The sequence below is a fragment of the Agrobacterium sp. 22094 genome (assembly GCF_052046015.1).
Taxonomy (GTDB): domain Bacteria; phylum Pseudomonadota; class Alphaproteobacteria; order Rhizobiales; family Rhizobiaceae; genus Agrobacterium; species Agrobacterium cavarae.
The window spans coordinates 1633907-1656629 of the sequence record NZ_JBQEPX010000001.1 but is presented as its reverse complement, the minus strand read 5'-3'; the positions used below and the strand labels follow the sequence as shown (position 1 = coordinate 1656629).

At 57.8% G+C, this 22723-nt stretch carries 24 protein-coding genes and 1 pseudogene; 17 read left to right on the top strand and 8 right to left on the bottom strand.

The features are described 5' to 3' along the window. Positions 1-4: 4 nt before the first annotated feature. Together ACTJK5_RS07990 and ACTJK5_RS07985 are read right to left on the bottom strand one after the other, a co-directional pair. Positions 5-1174: an AI-2E family transporter gene (locus ACTJK5_RS07990; RefSeq protein ID WP_440612134.1), complete on the bottom strand. Its 1170-nt coding sequence runs from the start codon at positions 1172-1174 to the stop codon at positions 5-7. Between the two features lie 152 nt (positions 1175-1326). Next, positions 1327-2187 carry a VOC family protein gene (locus tag ACTJK5_RS07985; protein ID WP_440612133.1) on the bottom strand — a complete coding sequence of 287 codons (861 nt, stop codon included), beginning with the start codon at positions 2185-2187 and terminating at the stop codon, positions 1327-1329. A gap of 219 nt (positions 2188-2406) precedes the next feature. Here ACTJK5_RS07985 and ACTJK5_RS07980 point away from each other — a divergent pair, with 219 nt between their 5' ends. From ACTJK5_RS07980 to ACTJK5_RS07970, 3 genes are all read left to right on the top strand, one after another. Next, complete coding sequence (locus ACTJK5_RS07980; protein WP_112952257.1) at positions 2407-2817, top strand: universal stress protein; 411 nt, start codon at positions 2407-2409, stop codon at positions 2815-2817. A gap of 116 nt (positions 2818-2933) precedes the next feature. Then, positions 2934-3605, top strand: coding sequence for a PAQR family membrane homeostasis protein TrhA (gene trhA / locus ACTJK5_RS07975; protein WP_440612132.1), 672 nt, complete (start codon positions 2934-2936; stop codon positions 3603-3605). Between the two features lie 97 nt (positions 3606-3702). Next, a complete protein-coding gene (locus tag ACTJK5_RS07970; protein ID WP_440612131.1) occupies positions 3703-4203 on the top strand; it encodes an N-acetyltransferase family protein in 501 nt (166 codons plus the stop codon). 58 nt (positions 4204-4261) lie between these two features. Here the strand turns inward: ACTJK5_RS07970 and ftrA are convergent, their stop codons facing one another. Continuing rightward, the gene (gene ftrA, locus ACTJK5_RS07965; protein ID WP_440612130.1) at positions 4262-5290 is read right to left on the bottom strand and encodes a transcriptional regulator FtrA; all 1029 of its coding nucleotides are present in this window, start codon (positions 5288-5290) and stop codon (positions 4262-4264) included. Positions 5291-5379: 89 nt separating this feature from the next. On the opposite strand from ftrA, the gene ACTJK5_RS07960 reads away from it, so the two are divergent. Then, a complete protein-coding gene (locus ACTJK5_RS07960) occupies positions 5380-5775 on the top strand; it encodes a rhodanese-like domain-containing protein (protein ID WP_440612129.1) in 396 nt (131 codons plus the stop codon). A 44-nt stretch (positions 5776-5819) separates the two neighbouring features. Here ACTJK5_RS07960 and bioB read toward each other — a convergent pair whose 3' ends face one another. The 3 genes from bioB to msrB form a co-directional block, all read right to left on the bottom strand. After that, the gene (gene bioB, locus ACTJK5_RS07955; RefSeq protein WP_144621038.1) at positions 5820-6815 is read right to left on the bottom strand and encodes a biotin synthase BioB; all 996 of its coding nucleotides are present in this window, start codon (positions 6813-6815) and stop codon (positions 5820-5822) included. After that, on the bottom strand, positions 6808-7383 hold the full coding sequence (locus ACTJK5_RS07950) for a biotin transporter BioY (RefSeq protein WP_440612128.1): 576 nt from the start codon (positions 7381-7383) through the stop codon (positions 6808-6810). Before ACTJK5_RS07950 ends, bioB begins: the two co-directional genes overlap by 8 nt. Before the next feature lie 429 nt (positions 7384-7812). Then, complete coding sequence (msrB, locus tag ACTJK5_RS07945; protein ID WP_062425754.1) at positions 7813-8223, bottom strand: peptide-methionine (R)-S-oxide reductase MsrB; 411 nt, start codon at positions 8221-8223, stop codon at positions 7813-7815. A 176-nt stretch (positions 8224-8399) separates the two neighbouring features. Between msrB and ACTJK5_RS07940 the strand changes: the two genes are divergently transcribed. From ACTJK5_RS07940 to ACTJK5_RS07905, 8 genes and pseudogenes are all read left to right on the top strand, one after another. After that, on the top strand, positions 8400-10784 hold the full coding sequence (locus ACTJK5_RS07940) for a putative monovalent cation/H+ antiporter subunit A (RefSeq protein ID WP_440612127.1): 2385 nt from the start codon (positions 8400-8402) through the stop codon (positions 10782-10784). Then, positions 10781-11200 (top strand): Na(+)/H(+) antiporter subunit B, encoded by a 420-nt coding sequence (locus tag ACTJK5_RS07935; protein WP_440612126.1) that lies wholly within the window; start codon positions 10781-10783, stop codon positions 11198-11200. The genes ACTJK5_RS07940 and ACTJK5_RS07935 overlap by 4 nt, the downstream gene beginning before the upstream one ends. Further along, positions 11200-11577, top strand: a complete 378-nt coding sequence (locus tag ACTJK5_RS07930) for a Na+/H+ antiporter subunit C (RefSeq protein WP_113179357.1) — start codon at positions 11200-11202, stop codon at positions 11575-11577. Before ACTJK5_RS07935 ends, ACTJK5_RS07930 begins: the two co-directional genes overlap by 1 nt. After that, positions 11578-13161 (top strand): Na+/H+ antiporter subunit D, encoded by a 1584-nt coding sequence (locus ACTJK5_RS07925; protein ID WP_440612125.1) that lies wholly within the window; start codon positions 11578-11580, stop codon positions 13159-13161. It begins immediately after the preceding gene. Then, entirely contained in the window at positions 13158-13637 is a 480-nt protein-coding gene (locus tag ACTJK5_RS07920) for a Na+/H+ antiporter subunit E (protein WP_440612124.1), read from the top strand. The genes ACTJK5_RS07925 and ACTJK5_RS07920 overlap by 4 nt, the downstream gene beginning before the upstream one ends. Then, positions 13634-14023: pseudogene (locus ACTJK5_RS07915) on the top strand (cation:proton antiporter); the annotation flags it as partial. The gene ACTJK5_RS07920 and the pseudogene ACTJK5_RS07915, both read left to right, overlap by 4 nt. Positions 14024-14047: 24 nt before the next feature. After that, the gene (gene mnhG / locus ACTJK5_RS07910; RefSeq protein WP_440612578.1) at positions 14048-14389 is read left to right on the top strand and encodes a monovalent cation/H(+) antiporter subunit G; all 342 of its coding nucleotides are present in this window, start codon (positions 14048-14050) and stop codon (positions 14387-14389) included. Between the two features lie 411 nt (positions 14390-14800). Continuing rightward, a complete protein-coding gene (locus tag ACTJK5_RS07905; protein WP_062425746.1) occupies positions 14801-15229 on the top strand; it encodes a MucR family transcriptional regulator in 429 nt (142 codons plus the stop codon). A 178-nt stretch (positions 15230-15407) separates the two neighbouring features. Here ACTJK5_RS07905 and ACTJK5_RS07900 read toward each other — a convergent pair whose 3' ends face one another. Beyond that, positions 15408-16508, bottom strand: coding sequence for a saccharopine dehydrogenase family protein (locus ACTJK5_RS07900; protein WP_440612123.1), 1101 nt, complete (start codon positions 16506-16508; stop codon positions 15408-15410). Between the two features lie 122 nt (positions 16509-16630). Here ACTJK5_RS07900 and ACTJK5_RS07895 point away from each other — a divergent pair, with 122 nt between their 5' ends. Then, entirely contained in the window at positions 16631-17062 is a 432-nt protein-coding gene (locus ACTJK5_RS07895; RefSeq protein WP_062425744.1) for an Lrp/AsnC family transcriptional regulator, read from the top strand. Between the two features lie 41 nt (positions 17063-17103). Here ACTJK5_RS07895 and ACTJK5_RS07890 read toward each other — a convergent pair whose 3' ends face one another. Beyond that, positions 17104-18771: an alpha/beta-hydrolase family protein gene (locus tag ACTJK5_RS07890; RefSeq protein WP_144621168.1), complete on the bottom strand. Its 1668-nt coding sequence runs from the start codon at positions 18769-18771 to the stop codon at positions 17104-17106. A gap of 746 nt (positions 18772-19517) precedes the next feature. Here ACTJK5_RS07890 and ACTJK5_RS07885 point away from each other — a divergent pair. From ACTJK5_RS07885 to ACTJK5_RS07870, 4 genes are all read left to right on the top strand, one after another. After that, complete coding sequence (locus tag ACTJK5_RS07885) at positions 19518-19826, top strand: Dabb family protein (protein WP_144621031.1); 309 nt, start codon at positions 19518-19520, stop codon at positions 19824-19826. A gap of 416 nt (positions 19827-20242) precedes the next feature. Beyond that, on the top strand, positions 20243-20512 hold the full coding sequence (locus ACTJK5_RS07880) for a hypothetical protein (RefSeq protein WP_144621030.1): 270 nt from the start codon (positions 20243-20245) through the stop codon (positions 20510-20512). 89 nt (positions 20513-20601) lie between these two features. Then, complete coding sequence (locus tag ACTJK5_RS07875) at positions 20602-21273, top strand: response regulator transcription factor (protein WP_062425741.1); 672 nt, start codon at positions 20602-20604, stop codon at positions 21271-21273. Then, positions 21263-22663 carry an ATP-binding protein gene (locus ACTJK5_RS07870; RefSeq protein ID WP_062598319.1) on the top strand — a complete coding sequence of 467 codons (1401 nt, stop codon included), beginning with the start codon at positions 21263-21265 and terminating at the stop codon, positions 22661-22663. The genes ACTJK5_RS07875 and ACTJK5_RS07870 overlap by 11 nt, the downstream gene beginning before the upstream one ends. Positions 22664-22723: the final 60 nt, after the last annotated feature.

Below are 22723 nucleotides of genomic sequence, written 5' to 3'. Positions count from 1 at the left end.
CGGATCAGTCTGGCAGGTTTGGTACGACCCGACGCGAGGGGAAGAGTTCGCGCGCAATCGTCATGCCGATGAGCGAGAGCGGCAGTGCGAGCATCGCGCCCGCTGCGCCCCACATCCATGTCCAGAAGATGATGGCAACGAAGACGAGGAACGGGTTGATCTCCATGTTCTTGCCGACGACCGCCGGGAAGACCAGGTTTTCCATCAGCAAGTGGATGGTGAAGAAGACGATGGAGGGAAGCAGCGCGAGAAACAGATTGTCATGCGTGATGATGCCCGCAATCGCCAGCGCCAACGTCATCGCCGTGATGCCGATAAACGGGACGAAGCTGGAGAGAAACGCGAACAGCCCCCAGAGAAACGGCATGGCGAGGCCGCCAAGGAACGCGATCACCACCATGGAAACGCCAAGTGCTGCATAGAGCAGCGAAGCGGTGGCGAAGTAGGAGCCCAGAACGTTTTCGATGGAGGCGATAGTGCGGATGGTTCTAAGCCGCTGATGGCGCTGCGGAAAGGCCATGATGACGGCTTTACGCAGTCGCAGACGACTGTAGAGAAAAAGCAGCAATGCCGCGAAGAACATCAGACCCTGGACGATAGCGGGCGTCAGGTTGGCACCCACCACCGATATGATCTCGCCACTGCGCGAGATCAGCGATTCCATCGAAATGTTGCCGAGGTTGAATGTCGCTGAGGAAATGTTCACCCATCGCCAGCCTTGCAGGTAGGGCAGGAAGCGATCAAGCGTCCGTTCAAGCAGCGCCGGACCTTCATTCGCAAGCGCCGATAGAGGCTCGACCAACGAGTTGATGACAAGAAACAGAACGAGCGCCACCGCCGATGACAGAATGACGGCAACAGCGAAACCGGGAATGCCGTAGGAGCCGAGCTTTTCCGCTGCGACACCGAGGATCATGCCGACGACGATCGCCATAACGATGGGGATGAGGACGAGAGAAAGCGCGTGGATCACGCTCATCAGAACGATGATGAAGAGGCCGACGACCGACCATGCGACGGCCACATCAAGCGCCTCACGCCCAAGCGGTTGCTGGCTGCGGGCATCGTCCTGCGCCGTGGCGAGCGCACTTTTGAGAACCGGATCGCGATTTTGCTCGATGGGAAGCGCTTCGGCTTTCTTTTTTTTCTTCCGGCTGAAAACGTGGTTGTTCATCTTTTTCCCGACCCCTCATGGAGAGCTATAACTCTCCGTGCGGGTCGCAGTTCCAGAACCGCTAAAATAAGGAAAGGGCACGTGATTTGCGCCCTTTTCAAGCGGTCAGAGCGTGTCGCGATCTCTCGACTCCGCTTCACGCTGACCACGCGTTATGCAGACAGCTTCAAACCGATGCCCCATGGATCTTTTACGGCAATCCCGTCGCTCTGACGCTCGGTCGGAATTTCCAATCGGTCCAGTGCGGCAAGTGCCGTGGCGAGGGTCTCTTTTTCGTTGAACTTCAAAGAGTAGCCCGACAGTCCTGTCATATTCTCTTTGCGCGTTTCGGCGCCCCTGCTGTTCCAGATATTGGCTGCCACATGGTGGTGGTAGGCACCGTAGCCGAAGAAGCTGGCACCGGGATAACGTGCCATGATCTTCAACCCGAGAACATCCTGATAGAACGCATCCGCTTGCGGTAGTGCGCCGACCTGAAGATGAATATGGCCGATTGCAGTGCCTTCGGCGGCCTGCCGGAATGGGGTTTTGCCGGCGCTCTCATAAAGTGCCTGGAGATCGAGCCTCTTCGTTGCCATCTCCACCGTTCCGTCGGGCTGGTAGTTCCACTCGTCCGGTTGCCGGTCGCGATAGACCTCGATGCCGTTTCCTTCCGGGTCGGACAGATAGATCGCCTCGCTGACGAGGTGATCCGACGCACCCTCAAGCCGGATATTGTTATGCGCCACATGCGCTAGCCAGTCCGCCAAGGCATTGCGGCTTGGCAGGAGGAAGGCGGTATGGAAAAGGCCGGCTGCGGTGGTTGGCGCTTTCGCGGCATCGTTGGACGTTGTCAGCGTCAAGAGCGGCAAATCATTGACGCCAAGAATCTCACCGCTGGCACTCTTGTCGATAACCGAAAGGCCGATGACGTCCTGATAGAAGCGGGAGACCTGACCGAGATCTTTCACCACCAGATGCGCCTGTCCCACATAGCCGGGGCGGGTGAAGGCAAACTGCTTTTTAGTGTCCATTGGACCGTCTCCATTTCGTTCGCTAGGCCGCGAAGTTGTTGACCTCAATATGGAGACAGTCGATCGTTCCGAGAAGCTCACCATTCGGCGATAAACTGTCTAATAATCGTTGACAGCAACGCGTTCGGACTTGACGTCCGTTATGGCGAAACTTTCCTGGAGAGCCTATAATTACAGGCAGGAAGCATCAGAATTGCTTCCAAACCAAGGGAGCATGCAATGTACGGAAAAATTCTGGTTCCTGTCGATCTCAGCAACGCCAACAAGGCAGAGCGCGCGGTGAAAAAGGCCGAGGCGCTTCTCGATCAAGGCGGCCAGATCGTGCTGATGAATGTGGTGGAAGATCTGCCGGGCTATCTGGCAATCGATGTGCCGATGGACATCATCGAAAATGCGGTGAAGGATGCAAAGAGCCAGCTCGCCGTTCTGAAGGCGAAGTCGCCGCATATTTCGTTGACGGAAATTCGAAGCGGTGCTCCAGCCCGTGAAATTCTGGCGTTCGCGGAAGAGATGGGCGTGGATCTCATCATCATCTCCTCGCACACACCGGATTTCACCAACTATTTCATTGGCTCCACCGCAGATCGCGTGGTGCGTCATGCCAAGTGCTCGGTACTGGTGGACCGTTAAACCCGTCTCCGGTTTTGCAACAGGCAGGAACGGAAAGTGAAGTCTGACTCCGCCCGTCGTCTTGTTCCCGTCTCATAATGGCGTCATGATGTGGCGACGACGGACGGGAAAACGAAATGAGCGAGCTTTGGCCTTTTGGCCGCCGGTATGACCTTCATGAAATTGTAGCCGATGGCATCGTGCATGGCGTCGGCATTGCCTTTGCCCTTGTGGGGGCGACTGCGCTCATTTTCTACGTGACCCTTTGGGGCAGCCTCAGCGCGATTGCTGCGGCTTGGATCTATGCGCTCGGGCTTATTCTCTGTCTCTCCATTTCCTTCACCTATAACATCTGGCCGCATTCGCGGGCGAAGTGGCTGCTTCGCAGGCTCGATCATTCGGCAATTTTCATCTTGATAGCCGCCACTTACACGCCGTTTCTCCAGCGCGGCATCGAAGATCCTCTGATTGCACTGACACTCGCCGGAATCTGGATGGCGGCTCTCGGCGGTATTTTCCTCAAATGCTTCTATCCCGGACGATATGACCGGCTGGCAATCCTGCTTTATCTCGGGATGGGATGGAGCGGGGTTATGGTGGCAGAGCCTCTATCGAACCATCTGGCACCGATCACCATGTGGCTGATCGTCATCGGCGGCATGATCTACTCCATGGGCGTGATCTTCCACGTATGGGAACGCCTGCGGTTTCAGAATGCCATCTGGCACGGCTTCGTGGTGGTGGCCGCTGCGGTCCATTACTCCGCGGTAATGACGAGCTTCAGCCTTGCGCCGGTGATCGGCTCCTGATCCCACCATTCGCTTGAAGCCTTCCGAAAATTGCTTCACACGCTCTGCCTTGATCCCTATGGTCGGGGTAGACATTGATACGAAGCGGATATCGAGAATGAGCATTCAACTGCGCGACGCCACCGTCGAAGACCTGGCCGGCATCATGGAAATTTACAATGATGCCGTGGAGAACACGACTGCTATCTGGAACGAAATCCTGGTGGATCTCGATAACCGCAAGGAATGGTTCAAGCTGCGCAAGGAGCGCGGCTTTCCAGTGATCGTGGCGATCAAGGACGGCGCTGTCGTAGGCTACGCCTCGTTTGGCGACTGGCGCGCATTTGACGGTTACCGCCACACGCGCGAACATTCGGTCTATGTGCATAAGGACGCACGCGGCCACGGTATTGGCAGGCTGCTGATGCTGTCGCTCATCGAACACGCCAAGGCGGCCGGCGTGCATGTGCTGATCGGGGCCATCGAGTCCGAAAACGTTGCTTCCATTCGTCTTCACGAAAAGCTCGGCTTCCGCATTGCAGGTCAATATTCGGAAGTCGGCAAGAAATTCGGCAGATGGCTGGACCTCACCACGATGGAACTCAGTGTGCCCTCATAAGCGGCTAAAGCGCCGTGCGTCCCAACGGACGCACAAAGGACGCTTTCCTTTTTTGAATCTACGCATCGTGCTTTTCGAAAATCGAGTTCGATTTTCGGGCCGATGCTGTAGAGCTGAACCTGCCGCGATAGGCGGCAGGCGTAGTGGAAAACTGTTGGCGGAAGTGGTGACGCAGATTGGCAGTAGAGCCAAGTCCGCAGCTCTCGGCAATTGCCTCGATCGTCAGCGCTGATGTTTCCAGCAGATCCCTGGCTTTTGAAAGTCGCTGCAGCAAAAGCCACTTTGCCGGTGTGGTGCCTGTTGCCGCCTCGAAGCGGCGCAGCAGAGTCCGCGCACTCATGCCTGCCATATCCGCGAGCTGGGCAACCGTAAAACTCTTGCTGAGATCGGCCTGCATCGTATCGAGCAGTGGCCCAAGCCTTGCCTTTTCATGAAGCTCAGGCACGGCCTTATCGATGAACTGCGCCTGTCCGCCATCACGATGAGGCGGCACCACCAGGCGACGTGCCACCATATTGGCAGCCTTCGTGCCAAAGTCGCGACGGATCAGATGCAGGCAGAGATCGATGCCCGCAGCACTTCCGGCAGAGGTTAGCACTGTGCCTTCATCGACATAGAGCACATCCGGCAGAACCGTGATGGCCGGATAACGCTCCTTCAGGACCTCGGTGTAACGCCAATGGGTGGTCACGCGTTTGCCGTCGAGCAACCCGCTTGCTGCCAGAACGAAGACGCCGGAACAGATGGAAAGCAGCCGCGCGCCCTTCGCATGAGCCCTCTGCAACGCCGCGCAAAGTGCGTCCGGAACGGGCGCATCCATCCCGCGCCAGCCAGGCACAATGATGGTGCCCGCCTGTTCGACAAGCTCCAAGCCGCCATCGGCCGTAAAGCGAACCCCACCTGTCGCGCGCATTTCTCCGTCATCCACCGCGGCCACCGCAAAGCCATACCAGTCGTCTCCCATTTCTGGGCGAGCGAGACCGAAGACTTCGACGGCAACGCCGAATTCGAATGTGCAAAGCCCGTCATAGGCAAGCGCCACGACGAGCCGGTTCGGATTGCCGCTGGGGGTTGGATGGTTTGTCATGATCTTTACGATATATGGCAATCCTGCCATCTGCAAAGGAGGAAAAGCACGATCTAAACTGCGGACACTTGATAAGAAGGAGACGAACCTTGAGCTATGTCACTGAAATACCAGCGGCTCCCGCTGAGATCGTTATCGACCATTTCTCTAAGCGCCTCTCGGTTGAGACCGATTGCTGGGATGTCTTTGCATCCATGGAGAAGGGCGAACAGGATTTCGTCCTTCTGCATGTCGTCGGTTCGCCGGCGGTATTTGCAAAGCGTCACCTGCCGGGCGCCATCCATCTTCGTCATGTGGATATGACGGCAGAACGTATGCGGGCATGGCCGCAGGACACGCTCTTTGTCGTCTACTGTGCCGGCCCGCATTGCAATGGCGCGGATCGGGCGGCTCTGAACCTCGCCCGGCTTGGGTGCAGGGTGAAGATCATGATCGGTGGAATGACCGGCTGGGCAGATGAAGGTTTTGCCTTCGCGACCGCCTGAAGAAGACGGGCAGCAAGAAGGGCTGCCCGCCTCAAATGCTTTGGCTAAGCGGCGGATGCTCGTTCCGCATCATCATTGACCGGCCCGATAGCGGCGAGCAATTCGGCATCCTCACCAATGCCGGCATTCGGCGTCGTCAGCAGTGTGTCGCCGTAGAAGATCGAGTTGGCGCCCGCCATGAGGCAGAGGATTTGTGCCTCTCGGGTCAGGCTGGAGCGACCGGCCGACAGGCGCACTGTGGATTGCGGCATGACGAGGCGTGCAGTTGCCACCATGCGCACCAGTTCCAGCGGATCGATGCGTTCTCGCTTGGCAAGCGGCGTGCCTTCGACGGGGACCAGCGCGTTGATGGGTACGCTTTCCGGGTGAGGCGCGAAGCCCGCCAGAACCTGCAGCATGGCGGCGCGATCGGGAATGCCTTCACCCATGCCGATAATCCCGCCGCTGCACAGTTCGACGCCTGTGGCGCGAACGGTGGAAAGCGTCTCCAGGCGATCCTGATAGGTTCGGGTGCTGATGATGCGGCTATAAAATTCCGGGCTGGTATCGAGATTGTGGTTATAGGCAGTCAAACCCGCCTTTGCCAGGCGCTCGGCTTGGTGCGGTTTCAGCATGCCGAGCGTGACGCAGGCTTCCATGTCGAGGCGGCGCACGCCTTCCACCATTTCGATGACCGCATCGAACTCCTTGCCGTCACGCACCTGCCGCCAGGCAGCCCCCATACAGAAACGCTCCGCACCCGCAGCTTTGGCCGTTGCTGCCATCGCCAGCACCTTTTGAGGCTCCATCAGCAGGTCGCGGGTCAGATCCACTTCGCGATGGTGGGCCGACTGCGGGCAGTAGGCGCAATTTTCCGGACAGCCACCCGTCTTGATCGACAGGAGGCTCGCCTTCTGCACCCGGTTCGGGTCGTGATACTGCCGGTGAACCGCATTGGCGCGGCCCACAAGTTCCAGAAGCGGAAGCCGATAGAGCGACGCAATCTCGTCGACGCTCCAGTCATGCCGGATGACGCCGTCCTCTTTCGCATCCTCAGTCATTCGCAGCTTTCTCCAACCCCTTGACCTTGGGAAGAAGCATCGAAGCAGCTGCTACAACGCCGATTTTGACGAGGTCGCCCAGGATAAAGGGCGCAACGCCAACGGAAAACAGCTTCGCAGTGGGGAGGAAGGCCACCAGCCATGCCATGCCGAAGGTATAGACCACGACAAGTCCCGCCAACATGGCAAACAAACGCCGCAATAATGTCCCGTTCTGAGCAAGCCATCCCGTCAGCCAGGATGCCACGAGGAAGCCGGCAAGATATCCGCCGGTCGGCCCGATCATATAGGCAAGACCGATACCGCGTTCGGGGGAGCCTGAGAAAACCGGCAGTCCTGCAGCACCGGTTGCTAGATAGGCGATGAAGATCGCGCAGGCCATGCGAGGCCCAAATGCAACGGCAAAGCCCATCACCGCCAGCGTATGAAGCGTCATCGGCACCGGCCAGAAGGGAACCTGCGTCTTGGCTGCAAGCGTCATCAGCGCCACGCCAGCGACGATCATGAGAGCTTGGCGAGGCAAGCTGCGTGTTGCGGGAAGGGAAGAAGATATATCAGGTCTGATCATGGCACTCTCAAATTATAGATAATTTATTGATGGAATTTAGCTTATTTCGAGTCTCGAAAGAGTCAAGGCGCTAAAAAGTGGCTGAAAATGCAAAATTATCTATAAAATTTGTTTGACCAAAGAGCCGCGTGCACTTGAATGGAGACAGGAGGTCCGATCCAGGAGCGTGGCAAATGGAGCTGGGAGTGCTTGAATACGGGAAGAACAGGATGCCGAGGCGAATACGTCTCGCGGATTGAGCGTGAGAGCTCTGCAACTTTCGTTGGGAGACGTCGTCCAAATTGTTTTGATTAAAGCGAGGGTGCGCCCCGGAGGAGCATCGGCGACAGAAGTGCGCCTTTTTGAAGGGATTCCTGTCTGCTTGAGGGCTGGACATTCCCGAGCAAAAGTAAAAGGCCGGCGCTCACACGCCGGCCCTCACTATCATTCTTACGCTTGCGGCTCGAACACCATGGAGTGGCCGTTGATGCAATAGCGCAGGCCGGTCGGTGGTGGGCCGTCGGGGAAGACGTGGCCCAAATGACCGCCGCAATTGGCGCAGCGGATTTCCGTGCGCACCATGCCATGGCTGATATCGCGGTGCTCGGTAACCGCATCCGGCTTGACGGGCTCGAAATAGCTCGGCCAGCCGCAACCGGCATCGAATTTGGTGTCGGAGATGAACAGCGCTTCGTCACAGGCTGCGCAACGGTACAGGCCTTTTTCAGTGCTGTTCCAATAGGGGCCAGTAAAGGCGCGTTCGGTGCCGTGTTCGCGCAGGATTCGATACTGTTCCGGCGTGAGTTGTTCGCGCCATTCGGCATCGGTCTTGGTAATTTTCGGAGATTTGAGATCGCTCATCAGAGGCCCCTTTCTGTTGCCGAAGATATAGGGATGCTGCTTTGCTATTAAAAGAGGGACAAATCGGCGTGTAGTCTGTCGTTTTCGCTACTCAAAGGGTTGAGAGGTCTCGACCTTTCCCATAATTCAGTCTGTTCTGATAGAGAGTCAGCTTTTGGCTCTTAAGGGGAGGCCAGATGGCATTCGGTGTCACGTCGCTGACATTCATCGCACTTTTTTCGCCATTCCTGGCGGCGCTGCTCGCGCCCCCGCTGGTTGGAAAGCTTGGCGTCAAGGCTACCTGGCTGCTGGCGCTCATTCCCGCATTTGCCTTTGTCCATTTCTTAGGCTTCCTTCCTGAGATCGCGGCAGGCGAGGTGGTGACCGGTGGTTACGTCTGGGTGCCGAGCTTCAATCTCAGTTTCTCCTGGTTCATCGACGGTCTTTCCCTGACCTTTGCGCTGCTGATCACCGGCATCGGCACTTTGATCGTGCTCTATGCTGGCGGCTATATGGCCGTGCATCCGCAGCAGGGTCGCTTTCTCGCTTTCCTTTTTCTCTTCATGGGAGCGATGCTTGGCGTCGTCATCTCCGACAGCCTGATGATGCTGTTCGTCTATTGGGAACTGACGTCTATCACCTCTTTCCTGCTGATCGGCTTCGATCATGAGAGAGAAGCGTCACGCCGGGCAGCACTTCAGGCGCTCGTCGTCACCGGCGGTGGTGGTCTGGCGCTTCTGGCGGGCCTCATCTTCATCTGGAACATGAGCGGCACGACCCAGCTTTCGCTGCTGGTTCATGGCGGCGATGTGCTGCGCCAAAGCCCGTTCTACTTTGCGGCACTGCTGTTGGTCCTCGGCGGCGCTTTCACGAAATCCGCGCAGTTTCCCTTTCACTTCTGGCTCCCCAATGCCATGGAAGCGCCGACACCGGTGTCGGCCTATCTGCATTCCGCCACCATGGTGAAGGCGGGTGTCTATCTCCTTATGCGGCTCAATCCGGTTCTCGGCGACACGGCGGCCTGGCAAATTCTGCTGCCCTTCTTCGGTGGGCTGACGATGCTGACCGGTGCGCTGATGGCCATCCGCCAGACCGACCTCAAGCTGATGCTCGCCTATACGACGGTATCCTCGCTTGGCCTTCTGGTCATGCTGATCGGTTTTGGATCGGAGCATGCGCTCGAAGCGGCGGTGCTTTACCTCGTGGCGCATTCATTGTTCAAGGGCGCTCTCTTCATGGTCGCTGGCATCATCGATCACGAGACCGGAACCCGGGATGTCCGCCAACTCGGCGGCTTGCGAAAGGCGATGCCGATCACCTTTGTCGCGGCTCTTGCCGCAGCGCTCTCCATGGCCGGACTGCCACCCTTCTTGGGCTTTCTGGCAAAGGAGGAAATCTATTATGCCTTGGCGCATGCCAATCCGCGGGCCATCCTCTTCACCGGCGTAGCGGTCATCGGCAATGCTCTGATGTTGGCGATCGCTCTTGCGGTCGGCCTCAAACCCTTTATCGGCATCACGCCGCGGACACCGAAGATGGCACACGAGGCGCCGGTCCTGCTGTGGCTCGGACCGGCTGTGTTGGCTCTTTCGGGACTTCTTGCGGCGGTGTTTTCCAGTTCGTTTCACGCGGCCGTCTCCACGCCGATGGCAACGGCCATCGCCGACCAGCCGCGCGTGATAGACATATCGCTCATGCCGCATGTCGGTGTCCCACTGGCGCTCTCACTCTTCACCATCGGTCTTGGGATCATGATCTTCACGATGCTGGGCACGGCACGCTCTCTGATGGATCGCACCCTGCGGGCCATCGGCCCCGGGCCGGACAAGGGGTTCGATACTTTCATCTCCGCGCTCGTCCGCATCTCCTTCGTCTTGACCCGCGTGCTTCAACCCGGCCGACTGGAATTTTACATCACCGCGACCTGCGCCATGATCGCCGTGGCACTGCTGGTACCACTTTTCGTCTATGGCGAACTGCCTGCAAAGCCCACATGGCCACAGGATGCGCAAATCCATGAACTGACCTTCATCGCCATCGCCGTGATTGGCCTCATCGCGGTGCTGATGGCGGCGAGCCGTTTAACGGCGATCATCGCGCTCGGCATCCAGGGCTTCGCAGTTGCTGTTCTTTTCTTGCTGTTTGGCGCGCCGGACCTCTCCTTCACCCAGTTCATGGTGGAGACACTGTCGGTGGTGATCCTGACGCTCGTCATGACACGTTTGCGTCTATCGCCATCCGATCACCGTAGACTTGGCCAGAAGCTTCTCGATGGAACGATCGCGATTGCATGCGGCACGGGTTTTGCTCTGATGCTGTTGAAAACCACTGAGCAGAGCTTCGATAACAGCCTGACGGCGTTCTTTAACGCCTATTCCAAGATCATCGCGCATGGAAACAATGTCGTGAACGTCATCATCGTTGACTTTCGCGGAACAGATACGCTCGGCGAAATCGCAGTGGTGATGATCACGGCACTCGCCGTTCTGGCACTGATCCGTATTCGTCCGGGAGCGCCGTTGCGCCCTCGCGACAACAATCCTGATGATGAGTATGAACGCGCCGGGAAGGGCAGGGCATGAACACGCTGATCTTCAGAACCGCAGCGCCCGTGATCACCAGCCTGATGACGCTGTTTTCCATTTTCGTTCTGCTGCGCGGCCATAACGCGCCAGGCGGTGGCTTCATCGGCGGATTGATCGCCGTCTCGGCACTGGCGATCTACGGTATTGCCTTTGGCGTCGAAACCGTGCGGCGCGCGATCATCTTCCATCCGCTGTCGATTGCCGGTTTTGGCCTGCTGGTCGCGACGCTTTCCGGTATGATATCCCTCGTCGTCAACGTTCCCTTCATGACCGGCCTTTGGATCTATCCGAGCCTCTTCGGTGTTGAAGTGCCGCTCGCGACCGTTATCTCCTTCGATATCGGCGTCTACCTCGTCGTGGTCGGCGGCTTCACCTCCATCGCACTTGCGCTGGAAGAAAAGGATCGCGACTGATGGAAGCGATATTCTCTATCCTCGTCGGCATCTTCTTCTCGACCGCGATCTATCTCATGCTGTCGCGTCACAGTGTGCGCCTTCTGCTTGGCATCGCGATCCTCGGCAATGCCGTCAATCTTCTGCTCTTCACTGCCGGGCGCCTGCATCGCGAGGTGCCACCCATCATTCCCGCTGGTCTTGACGTATTGCCACCGGATACGGCCAATCCATTGCCCCAGGCGCTTATCCTGACGGCGATCGTCATCTCCTTCTGCTTCTTCTGTTTTCTGCTGGTGCTGGTCTGGCGGGCCTTCCAGGAGTTGAAGACCGACGACACGGATGAGATGCGCGCAGCCGAACCGCAAAGCGAACCGCTTCCGCCGGTGGGGTACTGAATGCCCGCGCAATTGCTTCTCACCGCATCCGGCCCAACAGCAAGTGTGGATCTCTCGGCTGCACTCGTCATGCAGCCGACGACCTTTGCCGATTGGCTGATCGTGCTGCCCGTGGCGCTTTGCATCGGTATTGGTGCGGTGCTGATGATGATCCGCCACCAAACCCGCCTCCACGCACCGATCGCAATTGCAGGACTTGGCATCCTCGTCGGGTTGGATGCCGCACTTGCCTGGCGTGTCGCTTTGAATGGCCCCTTAAACATGGTCATGGGCCGCTGGCTCCCGCCCTTCGGCATCGCCTTTACCGCGGATCTGACGGGAACATTGTTCGCGTTGGCCGGAGGTATCGTGGCGCTGGTTTGCGCCATTCACGCGGCGCGCGATATCGATGAATCGGGGAGGCGGTACGGCTTCTACCCATTCCTGATGCTGTTGATGGCGGGCGTCACCGGCGCCTTTCTCACCGGCGATATCTTCAACCTCTATGTCTGGTTTGAAGCGCTGCTCGTCTCCTCCTTCGGCCTTATCGTGCTTGGCTCGACGCGGGAACAGATCGATGGTGCGCTCAAATATGCCATCCTCAATCTCATTGGCACGACGTTGTTCCTGATCGCCGTTGGCTATCTCTATGCCATCTTCGGCACGCTCAACATGGCCGACATCGCCATGAAGTCCACGGCAGTCGGCGAGACCGCGCCGCTGATCACTCTGGCTTCGTTGTTCACGCTGGCATTCGCCATGAAGGCGGCTGCCTTTCCGGTCAATTTTTGGCTACCCGCGTCCTACCACACGCCGAAAATTGTGGTTTCCGCACTCTTTGGCGGCCTGCTGACGAAGGTCGGCATCTATGCCCTGTTGCGCGTCATGGTCATGCTGTTTCCGGTCCAGCGGGAGGAACTGAGCTTCGTCATTGCCATCTCGGCTGCCTTGACGATGATCCTCGGCGCCATGGGCGCTCTTGCCCAGAACGATCTGCGTCGCATGCTCGGCTACATCGTCATTTCCGGCATCGGCTACATGATGGCGGGTATTGCGATCGGCACCCAGGCGGCACTCAGCGGCGTGGTGCTTTATGCACTGAACTCGATCGTGCTGATGACCGCGCTCTACCTCGCTATTGGCCACACCGCGCGGCTTGGCGGTGCATGGACACTGTCCGGCCTCGGCGGGCTTTACGCCAAGGCCCCCTGGTTCTCGGCCATGGTGCTGGCACTCTTCTTCGCCGGTGCGGGCTTGCCGCCCTTTTCCGGTTTCTGGCCAAAAGCCATGCTGACGAAGTCCGCCATCGATATTGGTGCATGGTGGCTTGCTGCCGCCATTCTCGTCGCGGGCTTCATCTCCACCATCGCCTTGGCAAGGGCGTTTCTTCTCTGTTTTTGGAGACCATCAACAGGTAATGCGCCACGTGCCGTCGCGGATATGAAAGGGTCGTCCCTGATGCCCGTCGCAGTTCTGACGGCGTTGATCATCGCCGTCGGGCTTTTTCCAGAATCGCTGATGAAACTCAGCGAAGATGCCGCTGGGACTCTTGGCGATCCATCCGCCTATATCTGCTCCGTCTTTCCGGAAGGGGCGCTTCGATGAATCTCTTCCTTACAGGCGCACTTTTTGTCATCGTTTGGCTTGCGATTTCGGGCAGCTACACGCTTCCCAATCTGCTTCTCGGCGCTGTCCTTGCGGCCCTTTCGCTCGGCCTTGTCCGCCTTCAGTTGGTCAGGAGCGATAGCAGACGGGTCCATCTCATTCCGCTTCTGGGGCTGATCGTGCTGTTCATCAAAGAACTGGCGCTGTCGGCATGGACCGTCGCGAAGCTGGTCGTTCAGCCAAGGATGGAGTTGAAGCCGGGCATCTTTGCCTATCCGCTCGCCGTTCAGGGTGATTTCGAAATCGCTCTTCTTGCTAATCTCATCACCTTAACGCCCGGCACGCTGTCGGTCGATGTGAGCGGGGATCGCAAGGTGCTCTATGTCCACGCGCTGGACTGCAGCGATGTTGAGGCGACCAGAAGGTCGATTGCCGACGGGTTCGAGCGCAAGATCATGGAGGCCTTTACGAGATGACGCCGGAACTCCTCGTCTCCTACGCTTCTTTTGCGGCTCTCCTGATACTGTGCGTCGCTTTCTTGCTCACCGTGTACAGGGTGACTGTCGGCCCGACACTAGCGGATCGCGTTGTCGCTCTCGACATGCTGGTGGGAATCGCCATCGGTTTCATTGCAGTCATCGCGATTCGCACTGGCTTCAACCTTTATGTCGACATCGCGGTGGCACTTTGCTTGGTCGGTTTCCTGGCGACAGTGGCTTTTGCACGCTTCATTTTGTCGCGCCAACCTAAAAATGGGCTGGGGAAAAGACAAATTCTTGACGGCACGGACGTTCTCGCAGCGCCTCCGGCACTACGAAATGTAACGGGTGAAGTCCGAAAGAGGTCAGCCAAAGGTCGAAGAAAAAAAAGCGAAGGGCAAGACGAAATGAGTTGGACAATCGCTCTGGTTGTAGCTGTGCTGTGTATTGGCGGCGCCCTGTTTTCGCTCACCGCGGCGATCGGTCTCAACCGCCTTCCGGATTTCTATACTCGCATGCACGCTGCCTCAAAAGCAGGCACCGTGGGCTCCGGTCTGCTTCTCTTGGCAGTTGGCCTTTATTCCCAAGAGCTTGCGGTATTTGGATGCGCTTTCGTCGGCTTCCTCTTTGTTGTTTTGACCGCTCCAATATCGGCACATTTGCTTGCTAAATCCGCGCATCTCGCTGGATATAAATTGTCTTTCCACGCTGTCAAAGACGACCTGGAAGCAGATCGAAAGTCCAACTAGAAAAACATCTTCGCCCTAAACTTGTATGCTTTTCTTCTACTGAAAAATTTTGTTACCCGTTATTTTTTATATATGAGTTTATGTGAAACTTGCCTGAGTTGTTCCAAAATAATATCTGGACTTTTTTTGGTTTGATGCTATCCACGATACGCAAAGTTGCTGATGTTGATTTGCTTTTCGTTATTGGCGTTCGGCCGCTGCCTACATTGGACTGAGAAGTCTTGCTGGGCGATTTGCCGGAAATACAGTCACGGATGATGTAAATCGCGTCAGTATATTCCATCTTTTCTGCATGAGGCTCGGGGCTGGCTTCGTGTCACAGACACAAGTGCAGTTTCGCTGGCCTACTTTGCTTTACTGGCGCATGTGGCTTTGCCCGTCGCTACGCGTGACATGAACAGGAGACATTAAATGACGGAAACTACATATGGCGGAGCGCAGAATCTGCTCGTTGAGCTGACTGCGGACATTGTTGCCGCATATGTTAGCCACCACGTCGTTCCGGTTGCGGAACTTCCAAGCCTGATTTCCGACGTCCACAACGCGCTGAACGGCACGTCTGCCCCGGCAGTGGCATCGGTCAGCGTCGAAAAGCAGAAGCCTGCGGTTTCTGTTCGCAAGTCGGTGCAGGATGATCAGATCATCTGCCTGGAATGTGGCGGTTCTTTCAAGTCGCTCAAGCGTCATCTGACGACGCATCACAATATCACCCCGGAAGAATACCGCGAAAAGTGGGATCTTGCTGTGGATTATCCAATGGTTGCCCCGGCCTATGCAGAAGCGCGTTCGCGTCTGGCAAAGGAAATGGGCCTCGGCCAGCGCCGCAAGTCCGGCCGCTGATCATTTTCGCAATCAGCATTGGCGAAGATACAAAGCCGACCTCAGGGTCGGCTTTTTGCGTTTCTGGAGCGAGTTGCCGAGTGCGTTCATAGGCAATCAAAAGGCTGGAGCGAAGTTTCGATCGCGCCAGCCTCGGAAATTTGTTCTAACTTTCTGCTGAGAGAGGTGAGGGTACCTGTCAGCCGACCTTTGCCAGACCTTCTCGCGGCACATAATACTGGCCGAAGCGGTTGGCGAGGAAAGCATCGAGAGCCACATCTTCCTGCTTCACGAAGCCGCGCAGCGGCAGCTTGTTTCCGGCAAGAAGATCGAGAACCGTGCAGATGCCTGCGGCAGTGGTGATCTGGATCGCGCTCATCATGCGCCCGGAGACGGGACCGGCGTAGATCTTGTTGGCGTAAGTCTCCTGCATGAACCGACCGTTCTTGGTGCCGCAGACGGTGACGAACACGATGACCACATCCTGCATGGTGGCGGGAAGGGCGTTTTCGAACAGGTCTTTCAGCACGTCACGACGGTTGCGCAGGTTAAAGTCGTTGAGAAGCGCCTTCATGATCGAGACGTGGCCGGGATAGCGGATCGTCCGATAGTTCATGGTCCGCACTTTGCCCTCCAGCGTGGCGGCGAGCGTGCCGAGCCCGCCGGACGTGTTGAAGGCTTCGTAGGTCATGCCGTCGAGGGAAAACTCCTCGCGCTCTTCCAAGGCTGGAACGGCCGTCAGGCGCCCTTCGACGATCGCCTCGCATGGCTCGATGTATTCGTTGATCAGGCCGTCCGTGCTCCAGGTGAGATTGTAGTTCAAGGCGTTGGACGGGTACTGCGGCAAAGCGCCAACGCGCATGCGCACACTGTCCAGCTTGTCGAAGCGCGATGCCAGATCGGCGGCAACAATGGAAATAAAGCCCGGTGCCAGGCCACATTGGGGAATGAGAGCCACCTCCGACGTTTCGGCGAGCTTCTTGACCTTGCGGGTGGATTCGACGTCCTCTGTGAGGTCGAGATAGTGTGTGCCGACCGCGACGGCTGCCTCGGCAATGCCCGCAGTCAGATGATAAGGAGCGGCTGAAAGAACCGCGAACTTGTCCTTCAACAAGGCCTGAAGGCTCAGTCGGTCGGTGATATCCACCACCTCGGTGTCAATCCGCTCATGGGATGGGACATTGGCCAGTTGATCGACCGCGCGGTCGGCGACGGTAATGCGGTAGTCGCCTGTAACCGCAAGCATCCAGGAAATAGCCGAGCCAATATTGCCAGCACCAACGACAACGATATGTTTCATGATCCGTCCCCTCAAGACATGTGTTGAGGTAACAGAATGCCGCTTTCGCGAGACGATTCGTAGCTTCACTTTGTTCACATAGCCGTATAAATTTGTGCATACCGCCAAAGGGAATGCGCATAATGACAATCACTGATAAGGACCGCGCGTTGCTGTCGCTGCTTGGAAGCGATGCCCGCATGCCCGTTGCCGAACTGGCGCGTAAGCTTGGCCTGTCGCGAACGACGGTCCAGGCGCGCATCGAGCGGCTGGAGGCGGAAGGCGTCATTGCCGGCTACGGCCTGAGACTGTCGGAGAACTATTTGTCCGGCCTGGTGCGCGCCCATGTGCTGATCACGATCGGCCCCAAGGCATTGGCAACCGTCACCGTCGCACTGTCCGCCATCAAGGAAGTCACGACACTTCATTCCGTCAGCGGCAGTTTCGACCTGATTGCAATCCTTGCCGCTCCGTCCATCTCCGACCTGGACGGGCTGATCGACAAGATCGGCGCGCTGGATGGAGTGGAGCGGACGCTCTCATCGATTATCCTGTCGACGCGCATCTCCCGCTGAGGCGCTATCCAGCCCGGTTCACACCGTTGTTCTCCAAGGTCTTATGCCTCGTCGAGGCTTCCGCGGCGGGCCTTGAAGAACACCTTCAATCGTTGAAGATCGTCCGCGCTCCAGCCTTCCGGTGCTGTCACCTCCATCCATGCATCGATGTAGTGTTCGGGAGCGTAGACATGGCCGTAGCCCATGGGCGCGGTGGTTGCGGCAGCCACGTCCAGGGTCAATTGCAAAAAGGTGACGAGCGGGAACCAGCGGAACGAGGAGGAGACATCACGGCCACGGGGCTGGTTCATCCATTCGGGTCGCCGATAAACCGATGAGGTCTGGAAGAAGGTGATCGGGTCGCTTGCATATTGCAGATAGACGATCCGCATCGGCCCCCAGGCAACGTTCGGCATCGTCGCTGTTTGATACTGGTCTGCAAATCGGATGACGGACGAATCGCGAAACTTCGGCAGCCATTCCGGCGTGCCGGGCACCCGCCCGTTGGTCGCCATCCGCCACGTGGCGCTTGCGAATGGCGGCCCGCTCCACAACGCGCCTTGAAACGGATCGGCAAGCACGTCGAAGAGGTCGGACGACTTCTGGCTGTTCAGCGCGCCGAGGCTAAGCCCATGAAGGTAGAGCTTCGGCCTCGTCTCTTTCGGCAACGTCGTCCAGTAGCCGTAGATTTCCTCGAACAGCGCGCGTGCCGTTTCGACCCCGTAATCCGGTTCGGTCAGAAGAGCGATCCAACTGGAGAGATAGGAATACTGCACCGAAACGCTGGCGATATCGCCATTGTGCAGATACTCGACGGTATCCATGGCCTCGGGATCGATCCAGCCTGTGCCGGTAGGCACGACGACGAGCAGGGCGTGGCGCTCGAAGCCGCCTGTGCGTTTCAACTCTTCAAGCGCAAGTTTCGCCCGCGCAGCCGGCGTATCCGCGGAATTGAGCCCGGCATAGACACGGATCGGCTCAAGCGCGGCTTTGCCGGTGAAGCTCGAAATCCGCTGCGCTGTAGGGCCCGTCGCCACAAATTCCCGTCCGCGCCGGCCGAGCGATTGCCACGTCATCAGGGAGGTGTCGCTGCCTGTCTTCAATTGGTCCGTCGGTTGCGGAACGTCCGGCTCGATCAGACTATCTACCTGTTTCAGCGAACTGTCAGCAAATCGCAGGCCGATGTCGAAGATCAGCCCGTTCAGTGCCATCCAAGCAAGCGCGATCGCCGCAACGGCACTCACGACATTCGCCAGCCGGCGAGGCAGGAAGCGACGACTGCGCAAGGCCAACAGGCGACGAACGAGTTGGAAGAGGCGCCCGAAACCAATCAGGATTGCTGCAACGGCGATTGCGATCGCGCCTGTCCTGAACGGGTGACTGCTATCGAGCGGGCTCATCTCCATCAAGATACGGATGGAGTTCTGCCAGGTGGCCGCCTGCCACAGGAAGCCGACCGCAGCGATGGCGGCGGCAAGCGACAGGACGAAGTGGACACCGCGCCGATCATGCCGGGAAAGATGCGGCAGCTCCAAATAGAGGTAGACCTCCTTCACCACCACGCCGATGAGGTACCCGATGGCAAAGGAAAAGCCACAGAGCACGCCTTGCATGACGAAGCTGCGCGGGAGAAGCGAGGGCGTCAGCGACGCACAAAACAGCAATGTCCCGAAGACGATGCCGGTGCTGGACAGCGGTCCGAAAAAGCGCCTGATCCACCGCAATGATATGTTCCTCCAAGGATCTTGGGCACCACGGGAGACCGGCCCCAGCCGACCGCGTGATTTGCGGTCTAAGCGCCAGTCTAATACGAGCTTTGCGACGGTGGAAAGAATCACGCCCAACAAAAAGCCCGCGACAGACGATCGTCATGTCGCGGGCTATTTCCATCTGCCGGAGCACGCCCTAAGGCGTGCAAGAGGCGATCACTTCTTTGGAGACTGCGAAGGCTTTGGCTGGCTGCCACCTTCGCGCATCTGCCGCCATTCGCTCTCGAGGCGGTCGTAAATGTTCTGGGGAATTGTCGCTGTCATGGCATTCCTCCTGACTGGGTTGATGCAGCTCCATTTGCGGGCTCTGAAACCAAGTTAGAGGGTGAGAGGTTCCCAGATTCAAGCAATAATTTTCTCTTAAATCGGTTCGCAGATATTAAAATCGATTAAGAAATTTTCAAATCGATTTAACTGGCGCTGCCAGCATGTGGAAAATCCGCGACTTGTCGAAGGTCGCTTTTCGAAACCCCATCCGATTATCCGCTGACCCTGATTCCCGGTCGTCACGAGCCGTTTCGCCAGCGCTCAAACCCGCTCCGCAAGAAGCGGCAGTCGCTGCCCTTCTCCGCTTCTGACAGGCCGGCTCAGAAAAGGGCGCCGCGTGTCGTCCTCCACCCTGTAAGCTGGATTGAACCCGTTGCGACAGGATGATAGGCGATTGCTCCAGTGTTCTGCCGCGACGTTCAATTGACAGGTGCATGCCCATGATCCGCCACATCGTTTTCTTCACCGTTCCTGAAGCCAATCGAGACGCCGTGCGCAAGGGGCTCTCAGGCCTGACGGCTATTCCCCACGCTTCGAAGCTCGAGATCGGCGAGAACGTCAAGAAGGACCAGTGGGGCAACTCGGTCGACTTCATCGTTTACGGCGAGTTCGAGAGCCAAGAGGCGCTCGCCGCCTACAAGGCCGACCCAGCCTATGATCTATCCACCAGAACCGTAAGGCCTCTCCGCGATACGCGAATTGCAGCGGACTTCGATGCCGATAATGCGGTGACCTCTCCGATCAGATAAGCCCTGTTTCGGCGAGGTCAACCGCAGGGAATGCTAAATGCCAAGGCCGTAAGTGGCTGATAGGAATTGAATTTTTCAGAAAGTACGCGGTCGCTTGGGGTTGCTCAACTGGTTTCTTAACGAGGAGATTCAGTCTGTTAAGTCCCGGTCGCAAGTGATTCAGAAGACTTAACGAAATGGCAAAGGAAAGCCGCCGCGGGCTCATGGCTGCCACAACAAGAACTCTCTTCATTCTACGCAGCAATGGTTACATATCTCTGAAAAGATGATGGTGCTGCTGCTTCGGTCGGGTTGCTATCCCCAGCTTGAACGGACGCAAAAGCCCACATTCATTTGCCATTCAGACGCTTTGGGCTAAATATTGCCTCAACAAACTATTTCGACGTGCATCCGACTTTTTGTGGAAGTTTTTGCAAATGGCATCACCTCTAATCATCGCGACGCTTGCAGCCGGAATGTCCGGCTTCCCCGCGCCGCAGGCTGATTTGCGGGCCGTTGCCGTCGAGGCGCCGATTGTTCGCATTGCGAGCGACTGCACCAGCGCCGTCTCCCGCGTCGTTCGCGAAACCGGTGGACAGCTCCTGTCCGTCTACCCGTCCGGCGACGGTCAATCCTGCGTCGTCACAGTTCTGGTGCAGGGCAATGGCGAGCGCCCCCGCAAGGTCACGATGCGCGTGCCGATGTAGTTGAACCTTGATCGAAATCTCCATACATCTGCGATAGACAAGTATCGAATGCCGGCTCTGCTGCCGGTTGGACTGAAAAGGGGCAGACGATGCGCATTCTCGTGGTCGAGGACGATACCAACCTCAACCGACAGCTGACCGACGCGCTGAAAGAAGCGGGTTATGTGGTCGATCAGGCGTTCGACGGCGAAGAAGGTCACTACCTCGGCGATACCGAGCCTTATGACGCGATCGTGCTCGATATTGGCCTGCCGCAGATGGATGGCATTACCGTTGTCGAAAAATGGCGCTCTGCCGGCAAGTCAATGCCCGTCTTGATTCTCACGGCACGTGATCGCTGGAGCGATAAGGTGGCCGGTATCGACGCTGGCGCCGACGATTACGTGACAAAGCCCTTCCATGTGGAAGAAGTGCTTGCGCGTGTGCGCGCGCTCATCCGTCGCGCCGCAGGCCACGCGTCTTCCGAGATCGTCTGTGGTCCTGTCAGGCTCGACACCAAGTCATCCAAGGCAACCGTCAATGGCGTGACCTTGAAGCTGACCTCGCACGAGTTCCGGCTGCTTTCCTATCTCATGCATCACATGGGCGAGGTCGTTTCGCGCACCGAGCTGGTCGAGCACATGTACGATCAGGATTTCGACCGCGATTCCAACACGATCGAAGTTTTCGTTGGACGCTTGCGCAAGAAGCTGGGTGTTGACCTCATCGAGACCATTCGTGGTCTTGGCTACCGGATGCAAGCGCCGCAAGATGCGAAGTAATTCACTCACCGCCCGCGTTCTGCTACTCGCCTCGGCATGGTCTGTGCTGGCGCTGGTGGTGATCGCGGTGGTGATTTCGACGCTCTACCGCCAGGGTGTCGAGCGCAGCTTTACCGATCTGCTGCGTGCCCAGCTCTACAACGTCATCAATTCGGTGACGATTTCCAATGAGAACACGCTGGCCGGCAGTCCGCAGCTCGGAGATTTGCGTTTCTCCCAGCCGGATACGGGATGGTACTGGCTCGTGGAGCCGCTCGGCAACTTCCAGACTGCACCGCTGGTCTCCTCATCACTTGGCGCCTCCAAGCTTGCCGTTCCCAGCATTCTCGACGTGCCCTTCGACAACCGCTATGAACGTTATTACACGCTGACCGATCAGGCCGGAAACCGCATTCAGGTGGCCGAGACCGAAGTCGTGCTGGATGGTGAGGGCAGGGCGGCACGGTTTCGCGTGACCGGCAACCTGAACGTCGTCGAGGACGATGTGCGCGACTTTTCCAACAGCCTCTATCTCGCGCTCGCCGTCTTCGGCGTCGGTAGTCTCGTGGTCAATGGCCTCGCCATCCTCTACAGTCTTCGTCCGCTCGACCATGCACGCGTGGCGCTCGGCAAGATTCGCGGCGGTGAGGCTGAGCGGCTGGAGGGTGAATTCCCACGCGAAATCCAGCCGTTGGCGCATGAGATCAATGCGCTGATTGAAAGCAACCGCCGCATCGTCGAACGCGCGCGCATGCAGGTTGGCAACTTGGCTCACTCGCTGAAGACACCGATCGCAGTACTGTTGAACGAGGCGCGCACGCTGGACAATCAGCACGGCGATCTGGTGCGATCCCAGGTGGATGCCATGCAGGCGCAGGTCCAGTCCTATCTGTCGCGGGCCCGCATCGCCGCCCAGCGCGGCTCGATCCTGGCGCGTGCCGAAGCCGAACCGGCGCTGGAGCGCCTTATCCGGGTGATGCGCCGCCTCAACCCCGACAAGGCCTTCGAACTTGATCTTCACCAGCCGGGCACGCTGCTGGCCATGGAGCAGCAGGATCTGGAGGAGGTCGTCGGCAACCTTCTCGAAAATGCCGCCCGCTTTGCGGACAAGCGTATTGTCGTTCGCATGACAACCGGCAGCCATCCGTCCTCCGATCCCGATATTACCCGCCGTGCCTGGATCGAATTGACGGTGGAGGATGATGGGCCTGGTCTAGAGCCCGACCAGATCACCGAGGCGCTGAAGCGTGGGCGACGGCTGGATGAAAGCCGGCCTGGCACCGGTCTTGGACTGTCGATCGTCAGCGAAGTGGTTTCTGAGTATCACGGAAAATTCACTCTGTCGCGCAGCGAACTCGGTGGATTGAAGGCCACACTGCTTTTGCCGGGCCTGTCGAAAGAGCTTGCTTAAGACAAGCGAAAAGGCAATTAATTCAAGCCAGAAGAGTGATGACGATGTGCCTGTTGATGC